Raw genomic sequence first — 18,914 nt, forward strand, 5'->3', positions numbered from 1 at the left:
ACGAATGTCATTACGAAGAGGAGGGTCCATGTCGGCGGTATGTCAGGTCACCGGGCGCGAACCCGGGTATGGCAAGCGGGTGTCGCACTCGCATCGGCGAACGTCGCGGCGCTGGGAACCGAACCTGCAGACACGCAGGTACTGGGTGCCGAGCGAACGGCGCTGGGTGCGGCTGCGGGTGTCAACCAAAGGCATGAAGACGATCGAGAAGCGTGGCATCGACGCCGTCGTCGCCGAGCTGCGCGCGAAGGGGGTGCGCTGCTGATGGCACGCGCCGAGATTCGTCAGCTCGTCAAGCTCCGGTCCACGGCAGGCACCGGCTACACCTACGTGACCCGCAAGAACCGGCGCAACGACCCCGACCGCATGGTGCTGCGGAAGTACGACCCGGTGGCGCGGGCCCATGTCGAGTTCAAGGAGGAACGCTGATGGCGAAGAAGTCCAAGATCGCCAAGGACGTCCAGCGGCGTGCCATCGTGGCGCGCTACGCCGAACGTCGCGCCGAGCTGAAGGCGGTGATCGCGTCGCCGTCGTCGTCGCAGGAGGAGAAGGCGGCGGCCGTGTCGGCGTTGCAGCGGATGCCGCGCGACGCCAGCCCGACGCGGCTGCGCAACCGCGACGTCGTGGACGGCAGGCCGAGGGCGTACAACCGCGCGTTCGGGCTGTCCCGCATCCGGCTGCGAGAGATGGCGCATCGCGGCGAGCTGCCCGGCGTGTCGAAAGCGAGCTGGTAGCCATGCCACGACCACAGCGATACCCGAAGCGCAAGCGCAACATGTTGCTCGACGCGAACGTCACCGAGGTCCGCTACACCGACGTCGAACTGCTCCGGAAGTTCATCAGCGACCGGGGCAAGATCCGGGCGCGCCGGGTGACCGGCCTGACGCCGAGGCAGCAACGCGAGGTGGCGGCGGCGATCAAGAACGCGAGGGAGATGGCGCTGCTGCCATACCCGGGTCGGTCCGGGAAGCCCTGAGTCTGGGGCGCGGCCGTCGGGAGCAGTTCGGGGTGCGCCCGACGGCCGCCGACACGCGGAGCCGCAGAGATAGCGATCGAACTTATGTTCGATTATACTCAGCCCTTGAGCGAGGCGATGCTATCAATTATACGGAGTGCTATCATCATGCTTATGAAGCAGCTGCTCCTGCGTGTCGATGACGAGTTGCATGCGCAGTTGACGGAACGCGCACAGCGTGAACGGAGATCGGTCAATGCGCTCGCCAACGAGATCCTCAGCCGGGCGACACAAGCCGGAGCGACCTCGCCTCGGCACCATGTCCGGGCTCGTGCGGCGGCGCTTGGTCTCCTTGCCGCGCCGCTGGCAACACCGGGACGTCGCTCCGAGGAGGGTGATGATCGGCAGCGAGTGCTGGAGCGGACACGCGGGCTCGGCCCCATGCTCGACGACCTGATCGATGAGGACCGGGACCGCGCGTGATCGTCTACGCCGACTCCTCGGTGCTCGCCCGTGCCTATCTGGCCGACGAACCGGGGCATGACAATGCGCGGGCGTTGCTCGATGATCCGGAGACCGTGCTGGTCACCGGCTCGTGGTCCCGCATCGAGGTTCCAGGTGCGCTCGTCCGTGCTGCGAAGGCGCACCGAGGCTTGCGCGATGACCTGCTCGCACTGTGGTTCGCCGACATCGACCACGACAGCGGGCCGATCACTGTGCTCACCGCGAACCAAGACGACGTCGAACGCACTGCGCTGCGGATCGTGCTGGACTACGGCATCCGTGCGATGGACGCTTGGCACATCGCGGCCGCCACCCTCACCGTGCCGGAACTCGCCGCTGAAGAGGATTACGGTTTCGCCACGCGCGACAGGGCGCAGGCGGACGTCGCGGCAGCCTACGGCTTCCGCGCGGTCCTGTAACCCCTGGTGTGGGGCGCGACATGAAGCGCGCCACCTCGTCGCGCCACGAACCGGGACGCCCGTCATGCTTAGGGCATGCCGGAACAGCACTACCTCGCAGGCCTCGATCTCACCGGACGCAAGGTTGTCATGGTGGGTGGTGGCACGGTCGCTCAGCGGCGGCTGCCGCGCCTGGTCGGTGCTGGCGCCCGGGTGGTGGTGATCTCTCCGGAGACGACGCCATCCGTGGAGGGCATGGTCGACTCCGGTGAGGTGAGCTGGGAACGGCGCGCTTATGCGGACGGGGACCTCGACGGCGCTTGGTACGCGCTCGCCTGCACCGACGACCCCGCCGTGAACGAGGCAGTCTGTGCCGAGGCGGAACGGCGAGCCGTGTTCTGTGTGCGTGCCGACGCGGGTGAGCTGGGCACGGCCGTCACGCCCGCGACCGGGAATCACGAGGGCCTGCTAGTCGGGGTGCTCTCCGGCGGTGAGCCGCTGCGCTCTGCCGCCGTGCGCGACGGCCTGCTCGACGCGCTGCGCGAAGGCCGGGTCGCTGACCAGCGCCCGGAGCCCGCGCCTGGGGAGCGGACCGGTTCGGTTGTGCTCGTCGGCGGCGGGCCGGGCGATCCTGAACTGATCACTGTGGCCGGACGTCGGCTGCTCAGCAGAGCCGACGTCGTCGTCGCCGACCGGCTCGCGCCCCGTGAGCTGCTGGACGATCTGCCGCCGCACGTCGAGGTCGTCGACGCGGCCAAGATCCCGTACGGTCGCTCCGCAAGCCAGGACGTGATCAACTCCACGCTGATCGAGAAGGCCAAGCAGGGCAAGTTCGTCGTCCGCCTCAAAGGCGGCGACCCGTACGTCTACGGCCGCGGCTTCGAGGAGTTCATCGCCTGCTCCCAGGCGGGCATCCCGGTGAGCGTCGTCCCCGGCATCACCAGTGCGTTCTCGGTGCCCGCGCTGGCGAACGTGCCGGTCACGCATCGGGGCGTGACACACGAGGTTGTCGTGGTGTCCGGGCACGTGTCGCCGGACAGCGACGAGTGCCTGGTCGACTGGGACGCGCTCGCCAAGCTCAGCGGCACGATCGTGCTGATGATGGGCGTGCAGCGCGTCCGGCAGTTCGCCGACGTTCTGCTAGCGGGCGGCAGGAAGGATGACACGCCGGTCGCGGTGATCCAGGAGGGCAGCACACGGCGGCAGCGTGTCGTGCGCACGACGCTGCACGCCGTGGCCGACGACATCACCGCGGAGGACATCCGCCCGCCCGCTGTGATCGTGATCGGCCCCGTCGCGGGTCTCTACGCCGAACTCGGCTGAACGTCGGACACGGCGTTGTGAGTGTCGGACACGGGTCTCGGGGCAGGCCCTCTTGCGTGGAAACCGATACGGCTGCATCGTGCGCGATACGATCGTATCGGTTTGCGCGAAAGACACCTCGCCGTACGCGGTCGCCTCATTGAACGCGCGGTGAGCTGTACCTCAGGCCACCGCGGCATCCTCGGCGTCGAAGCGCTCCCGCAGGAACGTCACGATCAACTCGGTGATGCGCTCCGGCCGGAACCGCAGCTCCACCGGGCTGCTCGCCTTGACGAATCGCGCGTCGGGCAGGTCGGCGGCGAGCGTGTCGGCGTCACCGAACGGGTGAATCGGGTCCCGCGCGTGCCCGATCACCAGCGTCGGGGTCTCGATCCGCTGGCGCAGTCGCCGGGGCGGGGCGATCCTGCCGAACAGCAACCCATGCAGCACGGCGGCCATCGACGCGGGCTCCTGCCGCAACGTGTCGGTGACGACGTCGACCCACAGGTTGCCGTGCGGCACCATGGCCGCCAGCCGGGCGACGACACGCACCGGCAGCGGCGTGAATCGTCCGGCGAACATCAGCGGTGGGAAGGCAAGCAGGCCGGCGAACACCGCGTTGTCCAGTACTGGCATCTCCACGAGCAGACCGGCGAGCCGTTCTGGCGCGGCCACCGCGACCTCAAGCGAGACGTTCGCGCCCAGCGAAGTCCCTCCGACGACGGCCTTGTCGATGCCGAGGTGGTCCAGCAGCGCGATGACCTGCTGCGCGCTGTCGGTCATGGAGTACCGCCATGACTCCGTCGGGCGGTCGGAGCCGCCGTGGCCGAGCAGGTCGAGCGTGATCACGCGGAAGCCCTCTCGCGCGAGCCTGCGCGCGAGGTCTCGGTGCAGCCTGCGGGTCATCAGCAAGCCGTGGGTGAGCACGACGACCTTCTCGCCCTTGCCGTACTCGGTGTACTCGAGCCGGAAGCCGTCCCAGGTGAACGCGCCCGCCAGTTCCAGCGGGGCGAGCGCGAGCGGGGGAGTGACCGGTGTCGATCCGTCGTGGGGGGCACCAGGCCCCGATGCCGCTTTCCTCACCGCATGACCTCCTCATCGGTCGCCACACCGGCGCGGGGCGTCCCCCAACCGGGTGCCACCATGGTAAGCGCAGTGGTCCCGGGCCGTGATCAGCTTCGCAGCGCGATCAGGCCAGCCTCATCCCGCATGTCGCCTATGGTGGTCTGGTGAGCACTCGGGAACGCGCGGGACACGCCGATGGCGACGCGCCGCCTGCGCCGCAGCGGCTGGTGACGCTGCCGAACCTGCTGTCGCTGCTGCGGCTGGCGCTGGTGCCGGTGTTCCTGTGGCTGTTGCTCGGTCCGAGGGAGGACGGCCTCGCGATCGCGGTGCTGGTCTTCGCGGGTGTCAGCGACTGGCTCGACGGCAAGCTCGCCCGCTGGCTGGACCAGATGAGCAAGCTGGGACAGCTGCTCGATCCCGCGGCCGACCGGCTCTACATCCTGGCGTTGTTGATCGCGTTCCTGCTGCGCGACATCTTGCCGCCGTGGGTGATCGCCGCGTTGGTGGCGCGGGAACTGTTGCTCGTGCTGTGTGTGCTCGCGTTGCGGCGTTACCGGTTCAGCTACCCCGAGGTCACCTACATCGGTAAGGGCGCGACGTTCGTGCTGATGTATGCCTTCCCGCTGTTGTTGCTGGTCCAGGGCGCGTTCGCCGACCCGTGGGTGGTCGAGATCGTCCGCCCCCTCGCCTACGCGTTCATGATCTGGGGCGGAGCGCTCTACGTCTGGTCGGGAGTGCTGTACGCAGTGCAAACAGTGCTGGCTATCCGGGGAGCGCGAGCGGCGGGGGTCAGCGGGGCGGAACCGGCCAAGGGCACTGGTGCCTAAGACCGCCACGTTCCCGGCGGGTTTTGGGGAGTCAGGGGGGACGCGAGCGGACGGGCACGGTACGTTGGCAACCACACGATCGCGAGTCCCACATTGAGCAGTGCGTAAGGAGAGTCCAGGTGAGCACGAACGACGGGCCCGGCGTTCCCCCAGAAGAGGCTCCGGAGCGGACCTCCGTGTTCCGGGCCGACTTCCTCGATGAGCCCCAGGCGTCGGACGCGCAGTCACAGGATGCTTCTGTCGCGGGAGTCGAGGCGCTGCCGGCTGGTTCGGCGCTCCTGGTCGTCAAGCGTGGCCCCAACGCCGGTTCGCGCTTCCTGCTGGACCGCAACACCACCAGCGCTGGGCGGCACCCGGACAGCGACATCTTCCTCGACGACGTGACCGTGTCGCGGCGGCACGCGGAGTTTCGGCGTGAGGGCGGGGAGTTCGTCGTCATCGACGTCGGCAGTCTGAACGGCACATACGTCAATCGCGAGCCGGTTGACCAGGCGGTGCTCGCCGGGGGTGATGAGGTGCAGATCGGCAAGTTCCGGCTGGTGTTCCTCACCGGTGCGAAGCAAGGACAAGCCGGTCAGTGACGGTTCCGCGACGGAGTTGATGGCTGGCTGACGGCGACTGGTCCTGCTGGAGGTGCCACGGCGATCATGATGGCCCCGACGAGGAGGACGGCACGGTGACGGCTGCGGGCAGGCCTCAGCGGAACGGGCTCAGTATCGGGGCGGTCCTCACACAGCTGCGCCCCGAGTTCCCCGATGTCACGATCTCCAAGATCAGATTCCTGGAATCGGAGGGTCTCGTTCAGCCCGCGCGGACCGCGTCGGGCTACCGGCAGTTCACCGCGGCCGACGTCGAACGACTTCGGTTCGTGTTGCTCGCGCAGCGAGATCACTACCTTCCGCTGAAGGTGATCAAGGACCAGCTCGATGCCGCTGATCGGGGGCTGGAGCCGTCGATGCCGACGCCGAAGCTTCCTCGGAAGCTGGTCTCCGTCAACGGCGCCGACGGCAACGGAGCGGGGTTGCCGACGGCGGCGGATTTCGCCGACGGTGCCGAGATCCGCCTGACCGAAGACGAATTACTCGCTGAGGCGGGGATCGACAAGGCCATGCTCAGTGAGCTGGAGCAGTACGGCCTGATCAAACCCGGCGCTGCCGGGTTCTATGATCCCGATGCGGTCCTGGTGGCGAAAACGGTGCGTGCCATGACCGATTTCGGGATCGAACCGCGCCACCTGCGGGCGTTTCGTGCTTCGGCGGACCGCGAAGTGGGGCTCCTTGAACAAATCGTGACCCCGGTTTCGCGGCATCGTGACACCGAGGCGCGTGAGCGGGCGGACGAGATGGTGCGGGAATTGGCCGCACTATCGGTCACGTTGCATACGTTGCTGGTCAAGGCGGGTATCCGTGCTGTCACAGGACGCTGACGTTTGGGTTAGCGACGCACCGGGTGGTCGCTGGGGCTTCAGGTCCTTGGCGATCACGCCTACGCTGTGTAGATGGCCCAGCGCTGGGCACGCGGCCCGGATGACGGGTAGCGTCGACAGTGTCGATGCGGGAAGGTTGATGATGGTGCTGAACCCGCGCACAAGAGAGGGAGGCGAGGCCCGATGAACGAGATGCGCGTCGTCGGTGTGCGGGTCGAACTGCCCGCGAACACACCGATCTTGTTGCTGCGGGAAACCGAAGGCGAGCGGTACCTCCCCATCTGGATCGGCTCGGTCGAGGCGACCGCCATCGCACTGGAGCAGCAGGGTGTGCGTCCCGCACGACCGTTGACTCACGACCTCCTGAAGGAGGTCATCGGAGCGCTGGGCAGGGAGTTGGAGCAGGTCGTGATCACCGACCTCAAGGAAGGCACCTTCTTCGCCGAGTTGGTCTTCGACGGCGGCATCAAGGTCTCCGCGAGGCCGAGCGACTCGGTGGCGCTCGCGCTGCGTGCCGGGGTGCCGATTCACGCCGAGGAGTCCGTGCTCGACGAGGCGGGGTTGATCATCCCGGACGAGCAGGAGGACGAGGTCGAGAAGTTCCGGGAGTTCCTGGACTCGGTTTCGCCGGAGGACTTCCGGGGCGCCGACACCTAGCGGCGCTGGGCCGGGATCACCCGGGCGGAGTATTCACTACACCGGAGGACCCGCTGGTGACAAGGGCCAGGTTAGGCCGTGTCCTGCGAGGTAAGTCTCAACAACGACTTGAGGTCTACCGCGAGTCGCGTTGACCGGCATGTCGGACAGGCATACCGTCAGTGGTAGTCGTGGCGAATCGCGTCGATGTGATTCAGCGTGATCCGCGATGACGTGTCGACTACACGGCAGCTGCGGGAGGTATGCGTGGTCGAGGAGAGTCCCATGCGGGTCACGGGCGAGCAGGGCGAACTGTTTCCCGACGCGACGGTGCCGGACGACCTCGTCGGCTACCGCGGTGCGGCCGCGTGCCAGATCGCGGGCATCAGCTACCGGCAGCTGGACTACTGGGCGCGCACCCAACTCGTCGAGCCGAGCATCCGCACCGCGCATGGCTCCGGGTCCCAACGGTTGTACTCCTTCAAAGACCTCCTCGTCCTCAAGATCGTCAAACGGCTGCTCGACGCGGGCGTGTCGCTGCAGAACATCCGCACCGCGGTGGCGCACCTGCGCAAGCGCGGTGTGCGTGATCTCGCCTCTGTCACGCTGTTCTCCGACGGCACCACGGTCTACGAGTGCACGTCTCCCGAGGAGATCGTCGATTTACTGCAGGGTGGGCAGGGCGTGTTCGGGATCGCCGTCAGTGGTGCCATGCAGGAGATCACCGGTTCCATTCACGAGTTCCCGGCCGAACGCGCCGATGGCGGTGAGATCGCGCCGACCGTGCCGGACGAGCTGACCGAGCGCCGCAAGGCCCGGCGCACCGGATAGATACACGGCGTGGCGCGCCGCTACGACATGCGTTTCAACTCACGGGTTCCGCCAGGGGCTGGCCTCACCCGGTAGACTTGATTACGCAGAAGCTGAACCCGAGCGGGAGAGTCTGGTCGGATCGCACGAAAAGTGCGCTATGACCGGCGCCGAAGGAGCAAATCCTCCCCGGAACCTCTCAGGCACCCAGGACCGCTCGGGTGAGCTGCCTCTGGAAAGCGGGCCCACGGCGATGACGCCATCGGGCCCCGCCGAAGGTGCAAGCTCGCCGCGTGCGGCGGGTGAAGCTCTCAGGCGCCCGGACTCGGGCACGGACAGAGGGGGAGGGCCGCGGACGCGGTGTCCGTGGCCGGAACCCGATGACCGGAGGCACGTGTATGACACCTCGTCAGCCCACGAACCGTCGCCCGCTCGCCGAGCTGGAGCAGGGCATCCCGTTCACGCGACGGCACATCGGCCCCGATGACGACCAGTTGCGGCGGATGCTCGAGGCCATCGGCGTCGACTCGCTGGAGACGCTGGCCGACAAGGCCGTACCCGAGTCGATCCGGGACGCCGGGGACACCGGGCACACGCTCGGGCTCCCCGCGCCAGCCACCGAGGCGCAGGCGCTCGCCGAGTTGCGCGAGCTGGCCGCACAGAACCGACCAATGACCCACTTGATCGGGCTTGGCTATCACGGCACCGTCACCCCGCCGGTGATCCGCCGCGCCGTGTTGGAGAACCCCGCCTGGTACACCGCGTATACGCCGTACCAGCCGGAGATTTCGCAGGGCAGGCTGGAAGCGCTGCTGAACTTCCAGACCCTGATCGCGGACCTGACCGGCATGCCCGTGGCGAACGCGTCGATGCTGGACGAGTCGACCGCCGCCGCGGAGGCGATGACGTTGATCCGCAGGGCAGCGCGCAAGAACACGTCGTCGCGGTTCGTCGTGGACGCCGACACGCTGCCGCAGACGATCTCGGTGATCGAGACTCGCGCCGAGCCGCTCGGCATCGAGATCGTCGTCGCGGACTTGTCGAACGGGATCGCCGCCGCTGGGATCGAGGGCGACTTCTTCGGCGTGTTGCTGTCCTACCCTGGTGCGTCCGGTGTGCTGCGCGACCAGGAGGCGTTGATCGCCGAGGCCAAGGAGCTCGGTGGGTCCGTCGCGGTCGCCGCCGACCCGCTCGCGCTGACGCTGGTGCGTCCGCCCGGTGAGATCGGCGCGGACGTCGTCGTCGGCTCGGCGCAGCGCTTCGGCGTGCCGATCGGCTTCGGTGGCCCACACGCCGGGTACCTCGCGGTGCGCGAGGGCCTTGAGCGGCAGTTGCCCGGCCGTCTGGTCGGCGTCAGCGTCGACTCCGAGGGCAAGCAGGCGTACCGGCTGGCGTTGCAGACCCGGGAGCAGCACATCCGACGGGAGAAGGCGACGTCGAACATCTGCACCGCGCAGGTGTTGCTCGCGGTGATCGCCGCGACCTACGCCGTCTACCACGGGCCAGAGGGCCTGCGCGCGATCGCGCAGCGGGCGCACCGGATGGCGACCGTGCTCGCGGCTGGGCTGCGCCAGGGCGGTGTCGGGGTCGAGCACGAGGCCTTCTTCGACACTGTGCGCGCGTCGGTGCCAGGCAGGGCGGCGGCCGTCGTCGAGCAGGCCCGCGGGCTCGGCGTGAACCTGCTCCAGGTGGACGACGACCGGGTCGGTATCACCTGCGACGAGACCACCACCCGTGAGCACATCTCGCTGGTGTGGAAGGCGTTCGGGCTATCGGTGTCCGATGTGGACGCCCTGGACGCGGAGACCGCCGACGCGATCCCCGAGTCGCTGGGCCGTACCAGCGACTACCTGACCCATCCCGTGTTCCACAGCCACCACTCCGAGACGTCGCTGCTGCGCTACCTACGCACGCTGGCGGACAAGGACGTCGCGCTGGACCGAAGCATGATCCCGCTCGGGTCCTGCACCATGAAGCTCAACGCGGCGGCCGAGATGGAGCCGATCACGTGGCCCGCGTTCGCGGACCTGCACCCGTTCGCGCCGGTCGAGGACGCGGCCGGGATGCTGCGGATCATCGGCGACCTAGAGCGGTGGCTGGCCGAGATCACCGGCTACGACGCCGTGTCGTTGCAGCCCAACGCGGGCAGTCAGGGTGAGTTCGCCGGGCTGCTGGCGATCCGGGCGTACCACCGCAACCGGGGCGAGGCAGAGCGCGACGTCTGCCTGATCCCGTCGAGCGCCCACGGCACCAACGCCGCCAGCGCCGTGATGGCCGGGATGCGCGTCGTCGTCGTGAAGTGTGACGACCAGGGCAACATCGACTTGGCGCACCTGCGTGAGGTCGCTGAGAAGCACGCGGACGACCTCGCCGCGATCATGATCACGTACCCGTCCACGCACGGCGTCTATGAGGACACCGTGCGGGAGGTGTGCGGGATCATCCACGACAACGGCGGGCAGGTCTACGTCGACGGAGCGAACCTCAACGCGCTGATCGGGCTGGCGCGCTACGGCAAGTTCGGTTCCGACGTCTCGCACCTGAATCTGCACAAGACGTTCTGTATCCCGCACGGTGGCGGTGGTCCCGGCGTCGGCCCGATCGGCGTGCGCGGGCACCTGGCACCGTTCCTGCCGAACCACCCGTTACAGCCGACTGCGGGCCCGGAGACCGGTGTCGGGCCGATCAGCGCGGCGCCGTGGGGCAGCGCGTCGATCCTGCCGATCTCGTGGGCGTATGTGCGGATGATGGGCGCCGACGGGCTGCGGGACGCGACGCTGACCGCTGTCGCGGCGGCGAACTACGTCGCTCGCAGGCTCGACGAGCACTTCCCGGTGCTATACGCGGGCGCGGACGGTCTTGTCGCGCACGAGTGCATCCTCGACCTGCGGCCGATGACCAAGGCGACCGGCGTGACGGTGGACGACGTCGCCAAGCGCCTCGCCGACTACGGCCTGCACGCGCCGACGATGTCGTTCCCGGTCGCTGGCACGCTGATGGTGGAGCCGACCGAGAGCGAGAGCCTCGCCGAGCTGGACCGCTTCTGCGAGGCGATGATCGCGATCAAGCGGGAGAGCGACCGGGTGGCCTCGGGCGAGTGGCCGTTGGAGGACAGCCCGCTGCGCCACGCCCCGCACACCGCGTCGTCCATCGCGGGGGAATGGGACCGGCCGTACAGCCGCGAGATCGGCGTGTTCCCCGCGGGGGACCCGGGCAGCAAGATCTGGCCACCGGTGGGCCGCATCGACCAGGCAGGCGGCGACCGCAACCTGGTCTGTTCCTGCCCGGCTCCGGAGGCCTTCGAGAGCTGAGGGCGCGGTGCTGCCGGATGCCGCCTTCGCTGCGTGGAACGCGGCGAATGACGCTTTCGCTGCATCGGGCCTGCAGGTGCCGTGACGTCGTCCCTGCCGATATGCCCACATCCGTGTCCGTTTTGCGGAGTATCGATGGTCATATCGGCAGGGTGGCGAGCCTTCGGCGCATCTCCCCGCGTGATCGGGCGAAGACTGTCGGTGCCCGCTTGTACGGTCGCCGACATGTCGAACCAGCCGAGTCCGCACGATGCTGTGTTCCGCCGGGTTCTTGGTGAGCCTGCGAACGCGGCATCGCAGTGCGCGCGGTGCTGCCGGATGCCCTGACCAGTCGGCTGGACCTGGACCGGCTGAAGGCGCTCTCCGGAAGCTTCGTAGACGCCACGCTGCGCTGGCGACATTCTGACCTGCTATTTACCGCCCCCGTGGATTGCCGCGACGCGTTCGTGTACGTGCTCGTCGAGCATCAGAGCGGCGAAGATCCGCTGATGGCGTTTCGGATGCTGCGCTACATCATGCGGATCTGGGATCGCTACCTGTCAGAGCAGCCGAACGCGACGCGCCTACCTGCGGTGATCCCGCTGGTCGTGCACCACAACCACCGGGCGTGGAGCTGCCCGACGGACGTGCTCGACCTGCTCGATCTCGATCGAGCCACCGCCGACGCCGCGCGGCAGTATCTGCCGCGATTTCGGTTCCTGCTCGATGACCTGGCGCGCGTCGATGAGCAGGCGTTGCGGGCTCGGCCGTTGACTCCGCAAGCTCGGATGACGCTGCTGTTGCTCAAGATCGCGGCTGGCAACCCCCGGATAGCTGATGAGCTGCGAAAATGGATCGACGATCTGCGGGAGATTCTGCACAATTCCGGTGGCATCGAGGATTTCGTGGCACTGTTGACGTACATTGAGAGCGTGGGTGAGGCGCCCACGGGCGAGTTGCACGATCTGTTCGCACAGTTGGGACCGGAGGCAGAGGAGGCTTACGTGACCACCGCAGAGGTGCTCCGCTCCGAAGGACGGACTGAGGGGCGCACCGAGGGTGCAGTCGCGGCGAAGGCCGAGTCAGTGCTGACGGTGCTTGGGGCACGTGGCATCACCGTGTCTGAGGCCGCTCGCGCGCGGATCACGCAGTGCACCGACCTTGCCCAGCTCGAAACGTGGGTGCGCCAGGCCGTGACCGTGACGTCGGCCGACGACCTGTTCGCCTGACAGCTCAGCGGTTCCGGAGAAACGGCACGACGCTCGCGCCCGCCGCGCCGAGTAACAGGGCGGCGAGCACGAACGGGCCAGCCACGCCGATGATGCTGGAGAACCCGCCCGCCAGCGCGGGCGCGGTCGTCTGCGCGACACGGTTGCCGGTGATCCGCAGCGCCAACGCCGTCGCGCGCAGCCGCCGCGGGGCCTGTTCGACCACCCACGTCATCGTCAACGGCTGGCCGAGTCCCAGCGTCAGGCCGAGCAGCACCATCAGGACACCGAGCATGAACGGTCCCGAACTGGCGACGATGGTCAGCATCGTCGCCGTCGCCACGGCGGCGCTGACGACGATCACCACCAGACGTCCCGCGAAGCGCACGAGCGCGTCGAGGAACAGCCGGGTGACGAACGACAGCCCCGCCCTGATCGCCAGCATGGTGCCGACCAGGCTGGGGGAGAGCCCGGCGTGCTCGCCGTACACCGGCAGGTAGGCGATCAGCAGGTCGACGCCGGAGATGAACGCGAAGCTGACGAACACCGCCACGGCGAGCTGCCGGTTCCGCAGCAGCCCTAGTGCGGAGCCACGTCCCGCGCTGTCCGCGTCGTGGCGGTTTGAGGGGATATCTGGGGTGGCGCTGGTGGCCGGGGCGCTGCGGCTCCCGGCGGCGCGAGAACTCGACGTCTCCGGCACGCTTGGCCCGAACGCCGCGCTGCCCCGCAGCACGACCACGACAAGTCCATATGCGAGCAGTGCGCCGACCGCGACGCCGCCGCCGGTGAGGAACGCCGCCGTCGTGTCGGCCAGCAGCGGGCCGCTCGACGCCCCCATCACCCAACCTCCCAGCAGCGGCCCGAGCATCTGCCCCAATGACGCCGACGCCGTGAACCAGCCGAAGTTGCGGTCGTGCTCGCCCGGCCCGGACAGCGCCACGACCACCGCCTGCCCGGCGACCATCAGCGCGAGCAGCCCGAAGCCGTAGGCCGCGTTGACCAGCCCGACGCCGAGGATCGACTCGACGTTCGCGAGCCCGAACGGTCCCGCGATCAGCACGACCCCGCCGGACACCAGCAACACCGGCGCCCGCCCCCGGTCGGAGAACCGTCCCATCGGGATGGCGAGGAAGATCGGCAGCAACGCGCTGGCCGCCGCGACCACGCCGACGTCGAACTCGTCGCCGCCGAGCGCCAGCACGCGGTACGACACGATCGGCTTCGCGAGGAACATCGTCGTGTGCACGACGGTCGTGCCAATCAGCAGCAGCGCGAGTGCGCGACGGCGGACGTGCCGTCGCGGCGGGGCTGCGGGCGCGCGGGTGGTCACCCACGCATCATCCCTCGTCACCGGATGCCGACGGCGGCGTGCCGGTGCGCCGGGTGGGGTGGCTCACCGCACGGGTTACCGCGCCACGACCTCCCGCACGTAGTCACGGAACTGCTGCGCTGCGCGCTGCTGGATCTCGTCGACGCCCTCGCCGCCCACGACGACGTAGGTGTAATACGTGCCTTTGGCGTTCTTCAGCGGCTTCGCCGTGCTTGACACCCGCTCCGGGTTCGTCTTCGCCAACTTCTCGGCCCACTTGGCCGATGGCGTGATCCACACGGCGGGCACCGCGTCGGAGCCGGTCTCGCGCAGCGTCGGTAGCACCTTGTCCGATGGCTTCGCGGTGACTTTGACGGTGACGCAGTGCGAGTACACCGGGGGCTTCTCGCCGTTCCAGTTCTTCGCGGCACTGACGACGTCGTCCTCGATGGTCGGCGTCGTGGTCACCCGCAAGGTGCGGTTGCCCTCGGTGCAGCTGTTCGCCTCGGCTTCGGCTTGCGCGTTGAGCGACTTGTTCGCCCAGACCGCCCCCAAACCGCCGAGCGCGAGCAACGCGAGCACGGCCGCGACAGCGATGGGCCACTTGGCGATCCCGCGCCGGGACGAGCCGACAGCGCGGTGGTAGCCGGTCTCGCTCGGCTCCGCGGCCGAGCGTGAGGACGTGGCGTCGGTCTCGACGGGAGATTCCGTGCGGGAGTTGGGTTCCGCACGGGTTGACCCGGAACGCTTCGACCATGGTCCGGGTCCCGGCCGGGTTCGGGACCGTGTCGCCGAACCCGTGTGGGTGTCAGGCCGCTCCGACGACACCGAGCGGGACGACGCGGCGCGTGGGGCGGCGCTCTCGTCCAGCGCGGAGTCCGTATCACGCTCCGGTGCGGGCTCCTCCGTCGCGGCGCGTCGCCCTGCCTTCTCCGCCGAACGGCGTCGTTTCCGCCGGAGCTCGTCCTCGGTAGGCTCCGCGCGACGTCGTTTCGGACCGGGCGAGTGCTTGCGGGTGGGGGCGTCGAGGTCCTCGGGCACGTCTGGTTCGGGCTCGCGGCGACGGCGGCGCGTGAGGCCGAACGACGTTTTCGTAGTGGGGGCTTCCAGCTCCTCGTCGCCGGACGTCTTGGTGGTCGGGGCATCCAAGTCGTCGGACGTCGTCTTCGTAGTGGGGACTTCCAGCTCGGTGTAGCCACCGAAATCACTGAAGAACCCGGCACCACCGAAGTAACCGGACTCTTCCTGCCCGCCCGTCAGGCCACTGAGGTCCTCGCCGGACGGGTTTCTCCGGGTGGGTGCGTCGAGACTACTCAGGTCGTCGGGGAAGGCCACCGGTTCGTGGTAGCCGGATACCTGGGGGAGTGGGCCGCTGGGGTGCTCGTCGTCGGCCGCGCGTCGTCTGCGTCCCCGCGGGGCCGACTGGCGAGGGGGAGGTTCGGGGCTGCGCTGGCTCGGGGGCGGTTCGGGCCTGCTGTGTCGCCCCATGCGTCGATATCCTTTCGAGATCGAATCGATGCCGTCGCTTTGTCGGCCATGAACCATATCACCCCAACGGGGCACGTGGGGCGACCAATCGTGACGACACTCCGGAATCGGACCGTGATATTAGTCCATTCGACGCCCGATGCGAGAGAGGTCACAACGTCGCGTTGGCGAGCAGGATGTCGCAGACATCGATGAGTCGTGTGCGCAGCGGAGCCGCACGCCGCGCGAAGGCCCCTTGGGCGCGGGCGTACTCGGCCCTTCCGGCCGCGGTTTCGATGCGAATCGCCTGGTAGCCGTAGTCGGTGAGGTCGTAAGGGCTGGCCCGCATGTCCATCTCCCTTATCTCGGCGGCCAGCTCGAAACAGTCGGCGACCAACTCGGCGGGCACGTACGGATAGAGCTTGTACGCCCACTTGTAGAGGTCCATGTTCGCGTGCAGGCAACCAGGCTGCTCGTAGTCCCGCTGCGTCGCACGGGTGGGTGACAGCGTGTTACGCGGCGTAGCTGGCTCGGTGAAGAACCGGAAGGCGTCGTAGTGGCCGCACCGGATGTCCAGCGACTCGACGACGTCGTCGGTGCCAGCGCCGCCGAGCCGCAGCGGCACCCCGGCGTGGCGGACCTCGTCGTCCGGGAGCCGGTACACCATGGCCCACTCGTGCAGGCCAAAACAGTTCAGGCGCGCGGGGCGGTCCGCGGTGGCGGCCAGCAGGGAGCGGATGAACCGCACGGCGCTGAGCCGTTTCGCCGACAGCCGCGCGAGATCGAGTCGCACGCCGTCGTCGGTGGCGATGTACTCGTCGCGGCGTAGGAACTCCCGCGCCGCATCCCCGGCGAGCACGCGTGACGGGCCAGGATGCCAGCGCTCAAGTAGCGACGGCCGGTGCGAGTAGTAGGTGAACAGGAAATCCAGCACCGGATGCGGCTCGCCCCGCGCTTGGCGCGCGCGGCGCGGCTCCGTCCAGACCCGCATCCGGTCCCGGTGGGCGGCGGCCAGTGCCTCCCATTCCCGCTCCGTCAGATGTTCGACAGCGGTCATACCGTCCTGGGGTGGGGCCTGCGGCCGATCGTGACGTGCGTGCCGTCGCGAACCGTGCCGACGTACTCCTCGAGCATGTCCTCCAGTGCCACCACGCCGAGGGTGGTGCTGTCCGCGCCGACAACAGTGGCGAGGTGGCTGTTCTCGCTACGCATCGTCGAGAGCGCCTGGTCAAGCCGCGCGTCGGCACGCAACGTCGTCAGCCGCCGCAGTTTCCGCGCGGGCACCTCGGTGTCCGGTGCGGCGTTCGCCAGGTCGAGGATGTCCTTGACGTGGATGTAGCCGGTGAGATCGCCGCTCGGCGTCCTGATCGGGAACCGGGAGAAACCGGTCGACGACACGGCGCGCTCAACGTCGCCCACGGTCGCGCCACGCGGCAACGTCGTCAGGTCCGAATACGGGACAAGCACGTCCGCCACCGACTTGCCCGCCGAGGACAGTGTCTGCGCCAGCCTGCGGTGCTCGGAACGCTCCAACAGGCCTTCCCTGCGCGACTCGCTGAGCAGCTCGGCCAGCTCCTGCGAGGTGTAGGCGGTCTCAAGCTCGTCCTTCGGCGTGATCCGCACCAGCCGCAGCAGCGAGTTGGCGAGGAAGTTCAGCAGCCCGATGAACGGCCGCGCCAGCTTCACCCAGCCGACGTGCACCGGCACCAGCCACAGCGCCAGCCGCTCCGGCTCGGCGATCGCCAGGTTCTTCGGCACCATCTCGCCGACAAGCACGTGCAGCAGCGTCATGACGCCAAGCGCCACGGTGAACGCGATGGCGTGCACGACGTAGTCCGGCAGGTCAAGCCCGAACGCACCTACCGCCAGCTCCAGTTGGTGCGCTATCGCGGGTTCGCCCACGGTGAGCAGCAGCAGCGAGCAGATGGTGATGCCGAGCTGCGCACCGGCCAGCATCAGCGAGACGTTCTTGCTCGCGTTGATGACGATCTGCGCGCGCTGCATGCCCTGCTCCAGCAGCGCCTCCAACCGGTCGCGGCGTGACGAGATCAGCGCGAACTCGGCGCCGACGAAAAAGGCGTTCGCCGCGAGCAGCAGCACGATCAGCAGGATCGCGACAGTATCGCTCACTGGTCCGCCTCCTCATGCTCGGGAGCGGCGCCGTTCAGCCGGTGCACGCTCAGCTCCGCGATACGGTGTCGGTCCATTTCGGTGACGGTGAGCCGCCAGCCGTCGACGTCCACGTGGGTGCCGCATTCGGGGATCTCACCCAGCTTGGTTAGCACCAGCCCGGCGACGGTCTCGTAGTCACCCTCCGGCATCTCGAACCCGGTGGCTTCGGCCAGTTCGTCCGGCCGCAGCTGGCCGGACACCAGCCAGCTGTCGTCGTCGATGCGCCGCGAGGATGGCGCCTCGCCGATGTCGTGCTCGTCGCGGACGTCGCCGATGATCTCCTCGACGACGTCCTCCAGCGTCACCAGCCCTGCCGTGCCGCCGTACTCATCGACGACGATGGCGAGCTGGAAGCTGGAGTCGCGCAGCCGGTTCAGCAGGGCGTCGCCGGGCAGCGACTCCGGCACCGTCGGCACCGGCCGCATCAGCGCACCGGCCTTGACCTGGTTACGTTCGGCCATCGGGACGGTGAACGCCTGCTTGATGTGCACCGCGCCGCTGATGTCATCGAGGTCTTCGCTGTATACCGGGAATCGGGAGAGGCCCGTCTCGCGAGCGAGTGACAACAGTTGGTTGATCGAACTGTCCGCCGACAGCGACGCGATCTGCACGCGAGGCGTCATCAGCTCGTCGGCGGTGCGGTCGCCGAAGCGCAGCGACTTGTCAAGCAGCGCCGCCGTCTCCGAGTCGAGCGTGCCGTGTTCGGCGCTGGACCGCACGATCGAGCCCAGCTCTTGCGGCGAGCGCGCCGACCGCAGCTCCTCTGCCGGTTCGACGCCGAACTTGCGCACCACCCAGTTGGCGCTGTTGTTCATGAACGCGATCAGCCAGCCGAACAGCGCCGAGAACCCGGCGTGGTATCCGGCGACGGCGCGCGCGGTGGCCAGTGGGCGGGCCACCGCCAGGTTCTTCGGCAGCATCTCGCCGACGACCATGGACAACGACGTCGCGATGAGCATCGCCAGCGCCAGCGACGTCGCTTGCGCCGCCGCATCACCGAGACCGGCGGCGTCGACCGCCGGACGCAGCAGCTCGCCGATGATCGGCTCCGCGAGGTACCCGCTGACCAGTGTGGTGATCGTGATGGCCACCTGGGCGCCGGACAGCTGGAACGACAGTGTCCGGTGCGCCTTGAGGACGGCCTTGGACCTGCGGTCACCGACCTGGCGCACGTTGGCGTCGACGGTGCTGCGTTCCAGCGCCGTGAGCGAGAACTCAGCGGCGACCGCGAGACCGGTGCCGACCGTGAGCAGCAGAAACAGAATGATGCCGCCGATGGTGATGACGATGTCCATCAGGCAGCACCCCGGATGGAGACAGGGCAGGTCGATTGGGGTTCGCCGGGCGATAAGCCCGGCTCGGTACTGTCACCCGGTGACTGCGCGTCGCGCACGGGAAACGTCTCACTCCTCGTGAAGCTCGATGGGTAAGCCCAGTGGGCTCGTGTGGGTTGGGTGGCACGCCGGAGCCAATCCGATCAGCGGGACGTCACGCTACGCCGTGCTTAGCCATTAGGGTACTTCCTCCCGACACCGGATGCGCAGG

The 18,914-nt window shown here is 68.4% G+C and carries 20 protein-coding genes and 2 riboswitches; of the genes, 14 read left to right on the forward strand and 6 right to left on the reverse strand.

Features of this window, described 5'->3' with window-relative positions; all coding sequences use genetic code 11:
- Positions 1 to 28: 28 nt before the first annotated feature.
- The 7 genes from rpmB to cobA all read left to right on the forward strand — a co-directional run bounded on the left by rpmB (position 29) and on the right by cobA (position 3,180).
- Positions 29 to 265 carry a 50S ribosomal protein L28 gene (rpmB, locus tag ACFQGD_RS15845; protein WP_345390466.1) on the forward strand — a complete coding sequence of 79 codons (237 nt, stop codon included), beginning with the start codon at positions 29 to 31 and terminating at the stop codon, positions 263 to 265.
- Positions 265 to 429: a 50S ribosomal protein L33 gene (gene rpmG, locus ACFQGD_RS15850; RefSeq protein ID WP_345390469.1), complete on the forward strand. Its 165-nt coding sequence runs from the start codon at positions 265 to 267 to the stop codon at positions 427 to 429. The genes rpmB and rpmG overlap by 1 nt, the downstream gene beginning before the upstream one ends.
- Positions 429 to 734, forward strand: coding sequence for a 30S ribosomal protein S14 (gene rpsN / locus ACFQGD_RS15855; RefSeq protein ID WP_345390472.1), 306 nt, complete (start codon positions 429 to 431; stop codon positions 732 to 734). Before rpmG ends, rpsN begins: the two co-directional genes overlap by 1 nt.
- Positions 735 to 736: 2 nt before the next feature.
- Positions 737 to 976: a 30S ribosomal protein S18 gene (gene rpsR, locus ACFQGD_RS15860; protein ID WP_390183606.1), complete on the forward strand. Its 240-nt coding sequence runs from the start codon at positions 737 to 739 to the stop codon at positions 974 to 976.
- A 153-nt stretch (positions 977 to 1,129) separates the two neighbouring features.
- On the forward strand, positions 1,130 to 1,438 hold the full coding sequence (locus ACFQGD_RS15865; RefSeq protein WP_345390475.1) for a toxin-antitoxin system HicB family antitoxin: 309 nt from the start codon (positions 1,130 to 1,132) through the stop codon (positions 1,436 to 1,438).
- Positions 1,435 to 1,878: a type II toxin-antitoxin system VapC family toxin gene (locus ACFQGD_RS15870; RefSeq protein ID WP_345390478.1), complete on the forward strand. Its 444-nt coding sequence runs from the start codon at positions 1,435 to 1,437 to the stop codon at positions 1,876 to 1,878. Before ACFQGD_RS15865 ends, ACFQGD_RS15870 begins: the two co-directional genes overlap by 4 nt.
- A 75-nt stretch (positions 1,879 to 1,953) precedes the next feature.
- The gene (gene cobA / locus ACFQGD_RS15875; RefSeq protein ID WP_345390481.1) at positions 1,954 to 3,180 is read left to right on the forward strand and encodes a uroporphyrinogen-III C-methyltransferase; all 1,227 of its coding nucleotides are present in this window, start codon (positions 1,954 to 1,956) and stop codon (positions 3,178 to 3,180) included.
- A gap of 162 nt (positions 3,181 to 3,342) precedes the next feature.
- Here the strand turns inward: cobA and ACFQGD_RS15880 are convergent, their stop codons facing one another.
- Entirely contained in the window at positions 3,343 to 4,164 is an 822-nt protein-coding gene (locus ACFQGD_RS15880; RefSeq protein WP_345390824.1) for an alpha/beta fold hydrolase, read from the reverse strand.
- A 284-nt stretch (positions 4,165 to 4,448) separates the two neighbouring features.
- Between ACFQGD_RS15880 and ACFQGD_RS15885 the strand changes: the two genes are divergently transcribed.
- From ACFQGD_RS15885 to ACFQGD_RS15915, 7 genes are all read left to right on the forward strand, one after another.
- A complete protein-coding gene (locus ACFQGD_RS15885; RefSeq protein ID WP_390183618.1) occupies positions 4,449 to 5,051 on the forward strand; it encodes a CDP-alcohol phosphatidyltransferase family protein in 603 nt (200 codons plus the stop codon).
- A gap of 119 nt (positions 5,052 to 5,170) precedes the next feature.
- Positions 5,171 to 5,632 carry a glycogen accumulation regulator GarA gene (gene garA / locus ACFQGD_RS15890; RefSeq protein ID WP_345390487.1) on the forward strand — a complete coding sequence of 154 codons (462 nt, stop codon included), beginning with the start codon at positions 5,171 to 5,173 and terminating at the stop codon, positions 5,630 to 5,632.
- A gap of 95 nt (positions 5,633 to 5,727) precedes the next feature.
- A complete protein-coding gene (gene ftsR / locus ACFQGD_RS15895) occupies positions 5,728 to 6,477 on the forward strand; it encodes a transcriptional regulator FtsR (protein ID WP_345390490.1) in 750 nt (249 codons plus the stop codon).
- 183 nt (positions 6,478 to 6,660) lie between these two features.
- Entirely contained in the window at positions 6,661 to 7,134 is a 474-nt protein-coding gene (locus ACFQGD_RS15900) for a bifunctional nuclease family protein (RefSeq protein WP_345390493.1), read from the forward strand.
- 264 nt (positions 7,135 to 7,398) lie between these two features.
- Positions 7,399 to 7,944: a MerR family transcriptional regulator gene (locus ACFQGD_RS15905; RefSeq protein ID WP_345390496.1), complete on the forward strand. Its 546-nt coding sequence runs from the start codon at positions 7,399 to 7,401 to the stop codon at positions 7,942 to 7,944.
- A 93-nt stretch (positions 7,945 to 8,037) separates the two neighbouring features.
- A riboswitch (glycine riboswitch) is annotated at positions 8,038 to 8,149 on the forward strand.
- Between the two features lie 3 nt (positions 8,150 to 8,152).
- A riboswitch (glycine riboswitch) is annotated at positions 8,153 to 8,265 on the forward strand.
- A gap of 56 nt (positions 8,266 to 8,321) precedes the next feature.
- Positions 8,322 to 11,234, forward strand: a complete 2,913-nt coding sequence (gene gcvP, locus ACFQGD_RS15910) for an aminomethyl-transferring glycine dehydrogenase (RefSeq protein WP_345390499.1) — start codon at positions 8,322 to 8,324, stop codon at positions 11,232 to 11,234.
- Between the two features lie 308 nt (positions 11,235 to 11,542).
- Positions 11,543 to 12,442 (forward strand): Rpn family recombination-promoting nuclease/putative transposase, encoded by a 900-nt coding sequence (locus tag ACFQGD_RS15915; RefSeq protein WP_345390502.1) that lies wholly within the window; start codon positions 11,543 to 11,545, stop codon positions 12,440 to 12,442.
- Between the two features lie 4 nt (positions 12,443 to 12,446).
- On the opposite strand, the gene ACFQGD_RS15920 is transcribed toward ACFQGD_RS15915, so the two are convergent.
- From ACFQGD_RS15920 to ACFQGD_RS15940, 5 genes are all read right to left on the reverse strand, one after another.
- A complete protein-coding gene (locus ACFQGD_RS15920; RefSeq protein ID WP_345390505.1) occupies positions 12,447 to 13,751 on the reverse strand; it encodes an MFS transporter in 1,305 nt (434 codons plus the stop codon).
- 75 nt (positions 13,752 to 13,826) lie between these two features.
- A complete protein-coding gene (locus ACFQGD_RS15925; RefSeq protein WP_390221061.1) occupies positions 13,827 to 15,065 on the reverse strand; it encodes a hypothetical protein in 1,239 nt (412 codons plus the stop codon).
- A gap of 304 nt (positions 15,066 to 15,369) precedes the next feature.
- Positions 15,370 to 16,254: a 3-methyladenine DNA glycosylase gene (locus ACFQGD_RS15930; protein ID WP_345390511.1), complete on the reverse strand. Its 885-nt coding sequence runs from the start codon at positions 16,252 to 16,254 to the stop codon at positions 15,370 to 15,372.
- A complete protein-coding gene (locus ACFQGD_RS15935) occupies positions 16,251 to 17,327 on the reverse strand; it encodes a hemolysin family protein (protein WP_345390514.1) in 1,077 nt (358 codons plus the stop codon). The genes ACFQGD_RS15930 and ACFQGD_RS15935 overlap by 4 nt, the downstream gene beginning before the upstream one ends.
- The gene (locus ACFQGD_RS15940; RefSeq protein ID WP_345390517.1) at positions 17,324 to 18,664 is read right to left on the reverse strand and encodes a hemolysin family protein; all 1,341 of its coding nucleotides are present in this window, start codon (positions 18,662 to 18,664) and stop codon (positions 17,324 to 17,326) included. The genes ACFQGD_RS15935 and ACFQGD_RS15940 overlap by 4 nt, the downstream gene beginning before the upstream one ends.
- Between the last annotated feature and the right edge of the window lie 250 nt (positions 18,665 to 18,914).

This window comes from Haloechinothrix salitolerans, from assembly GCF_042662605.1.
Taxonomy (GTDB): domain Bacteria; phylum Actinomycetota; class Actinomycetes; order Mycobacteriales; family Pseudonocardiaceae; genus Haloechinothrix_A; species Haloechinothrix_A salitolerans.

What these genes read in the sequence shown, in the direction of transcription:
- rpmB (WP_345390466.1), top strand. Translation starts at nt 29, where the DNA reads ATGTCGGCGGTATGTCAGGTCACCGGGCGCGAACCCGGGTATGGCAAG.
- rpmG (WP_345390469.1), top strand. Translation starts at nt 265, where the DNA reads ATGGCACGCGCCGAGATTCGTCAGCTCGTCAAGCTCCGGTCCACGGCA.
- rpsN (WP_345390472.1), top strand. Translation starts at nt 429, where the DNA reads ATGGCGAAGAAGTCCAAGATCGCCAAGGACGTCCAGCGGCGTGCCATC.
- rpsR (WP_390183606.1), top strand. Translation starts at nt 737, where the DNA reads ATGCCACGACCACAGCGATACCCGAAGCGCAAGCGCAACATGTTGCTC.
- ACFQGD_RS15865 (WP_345390475.1), top strand. Translation starts at nt 1,130, where the DNA reads ATGAAGCAGCTGCTCCTGCGTGTCGATGACGAGTTGCATGCGCAGTTG.
- cobA (WP_345390481.1), top strand. Translation starts at nt 1,954, where the DNA reads ATGCCGGAACAGCACTACCTCGCAGGCCTCGATCTCACCGGACGCAAG.
- ACFQGD_RS15900 (WP_345390493.1), top strand. Translation starts at nt 6,661, where the DNA reads ATGAACGAGATGCGCGTCGTCGGTGTGCGGGTCGAACTGCCCGCGAAC.
- ACFQGD_RS15905 (WP_345390496.1), top strand. Translation starts at nt 7,399, where the DNA reads ATGCGGGTCACGGGCGAGCAGGGCGAACTGTTTCCCGACGCGACGGTG.
- gcvP (WP_345390499.1), top strand. Translation starts at nt 8,322, where the DNA reads ATGACACCTCGTCAGCCCACGAACCGTCGCCCGCTCGCCGAGCTGGAG.
- ACFQGD_RS15930 (WP_345390511.1), bottom strand. Translation starts at nt 16,254, where the DNA reads ATGACCGCTGTCGAACATCTGACGGAGCGGGAATGGGAGGCACTGGCC.
- ACFQGD_RS15940 (WP_345390517.1), bottom strand. Translation starts at nt 18,664, where the DNA reads ATGGACATCGTCATCACCATCGGCGGCATCATTCTGTTTCTGCTGCTC.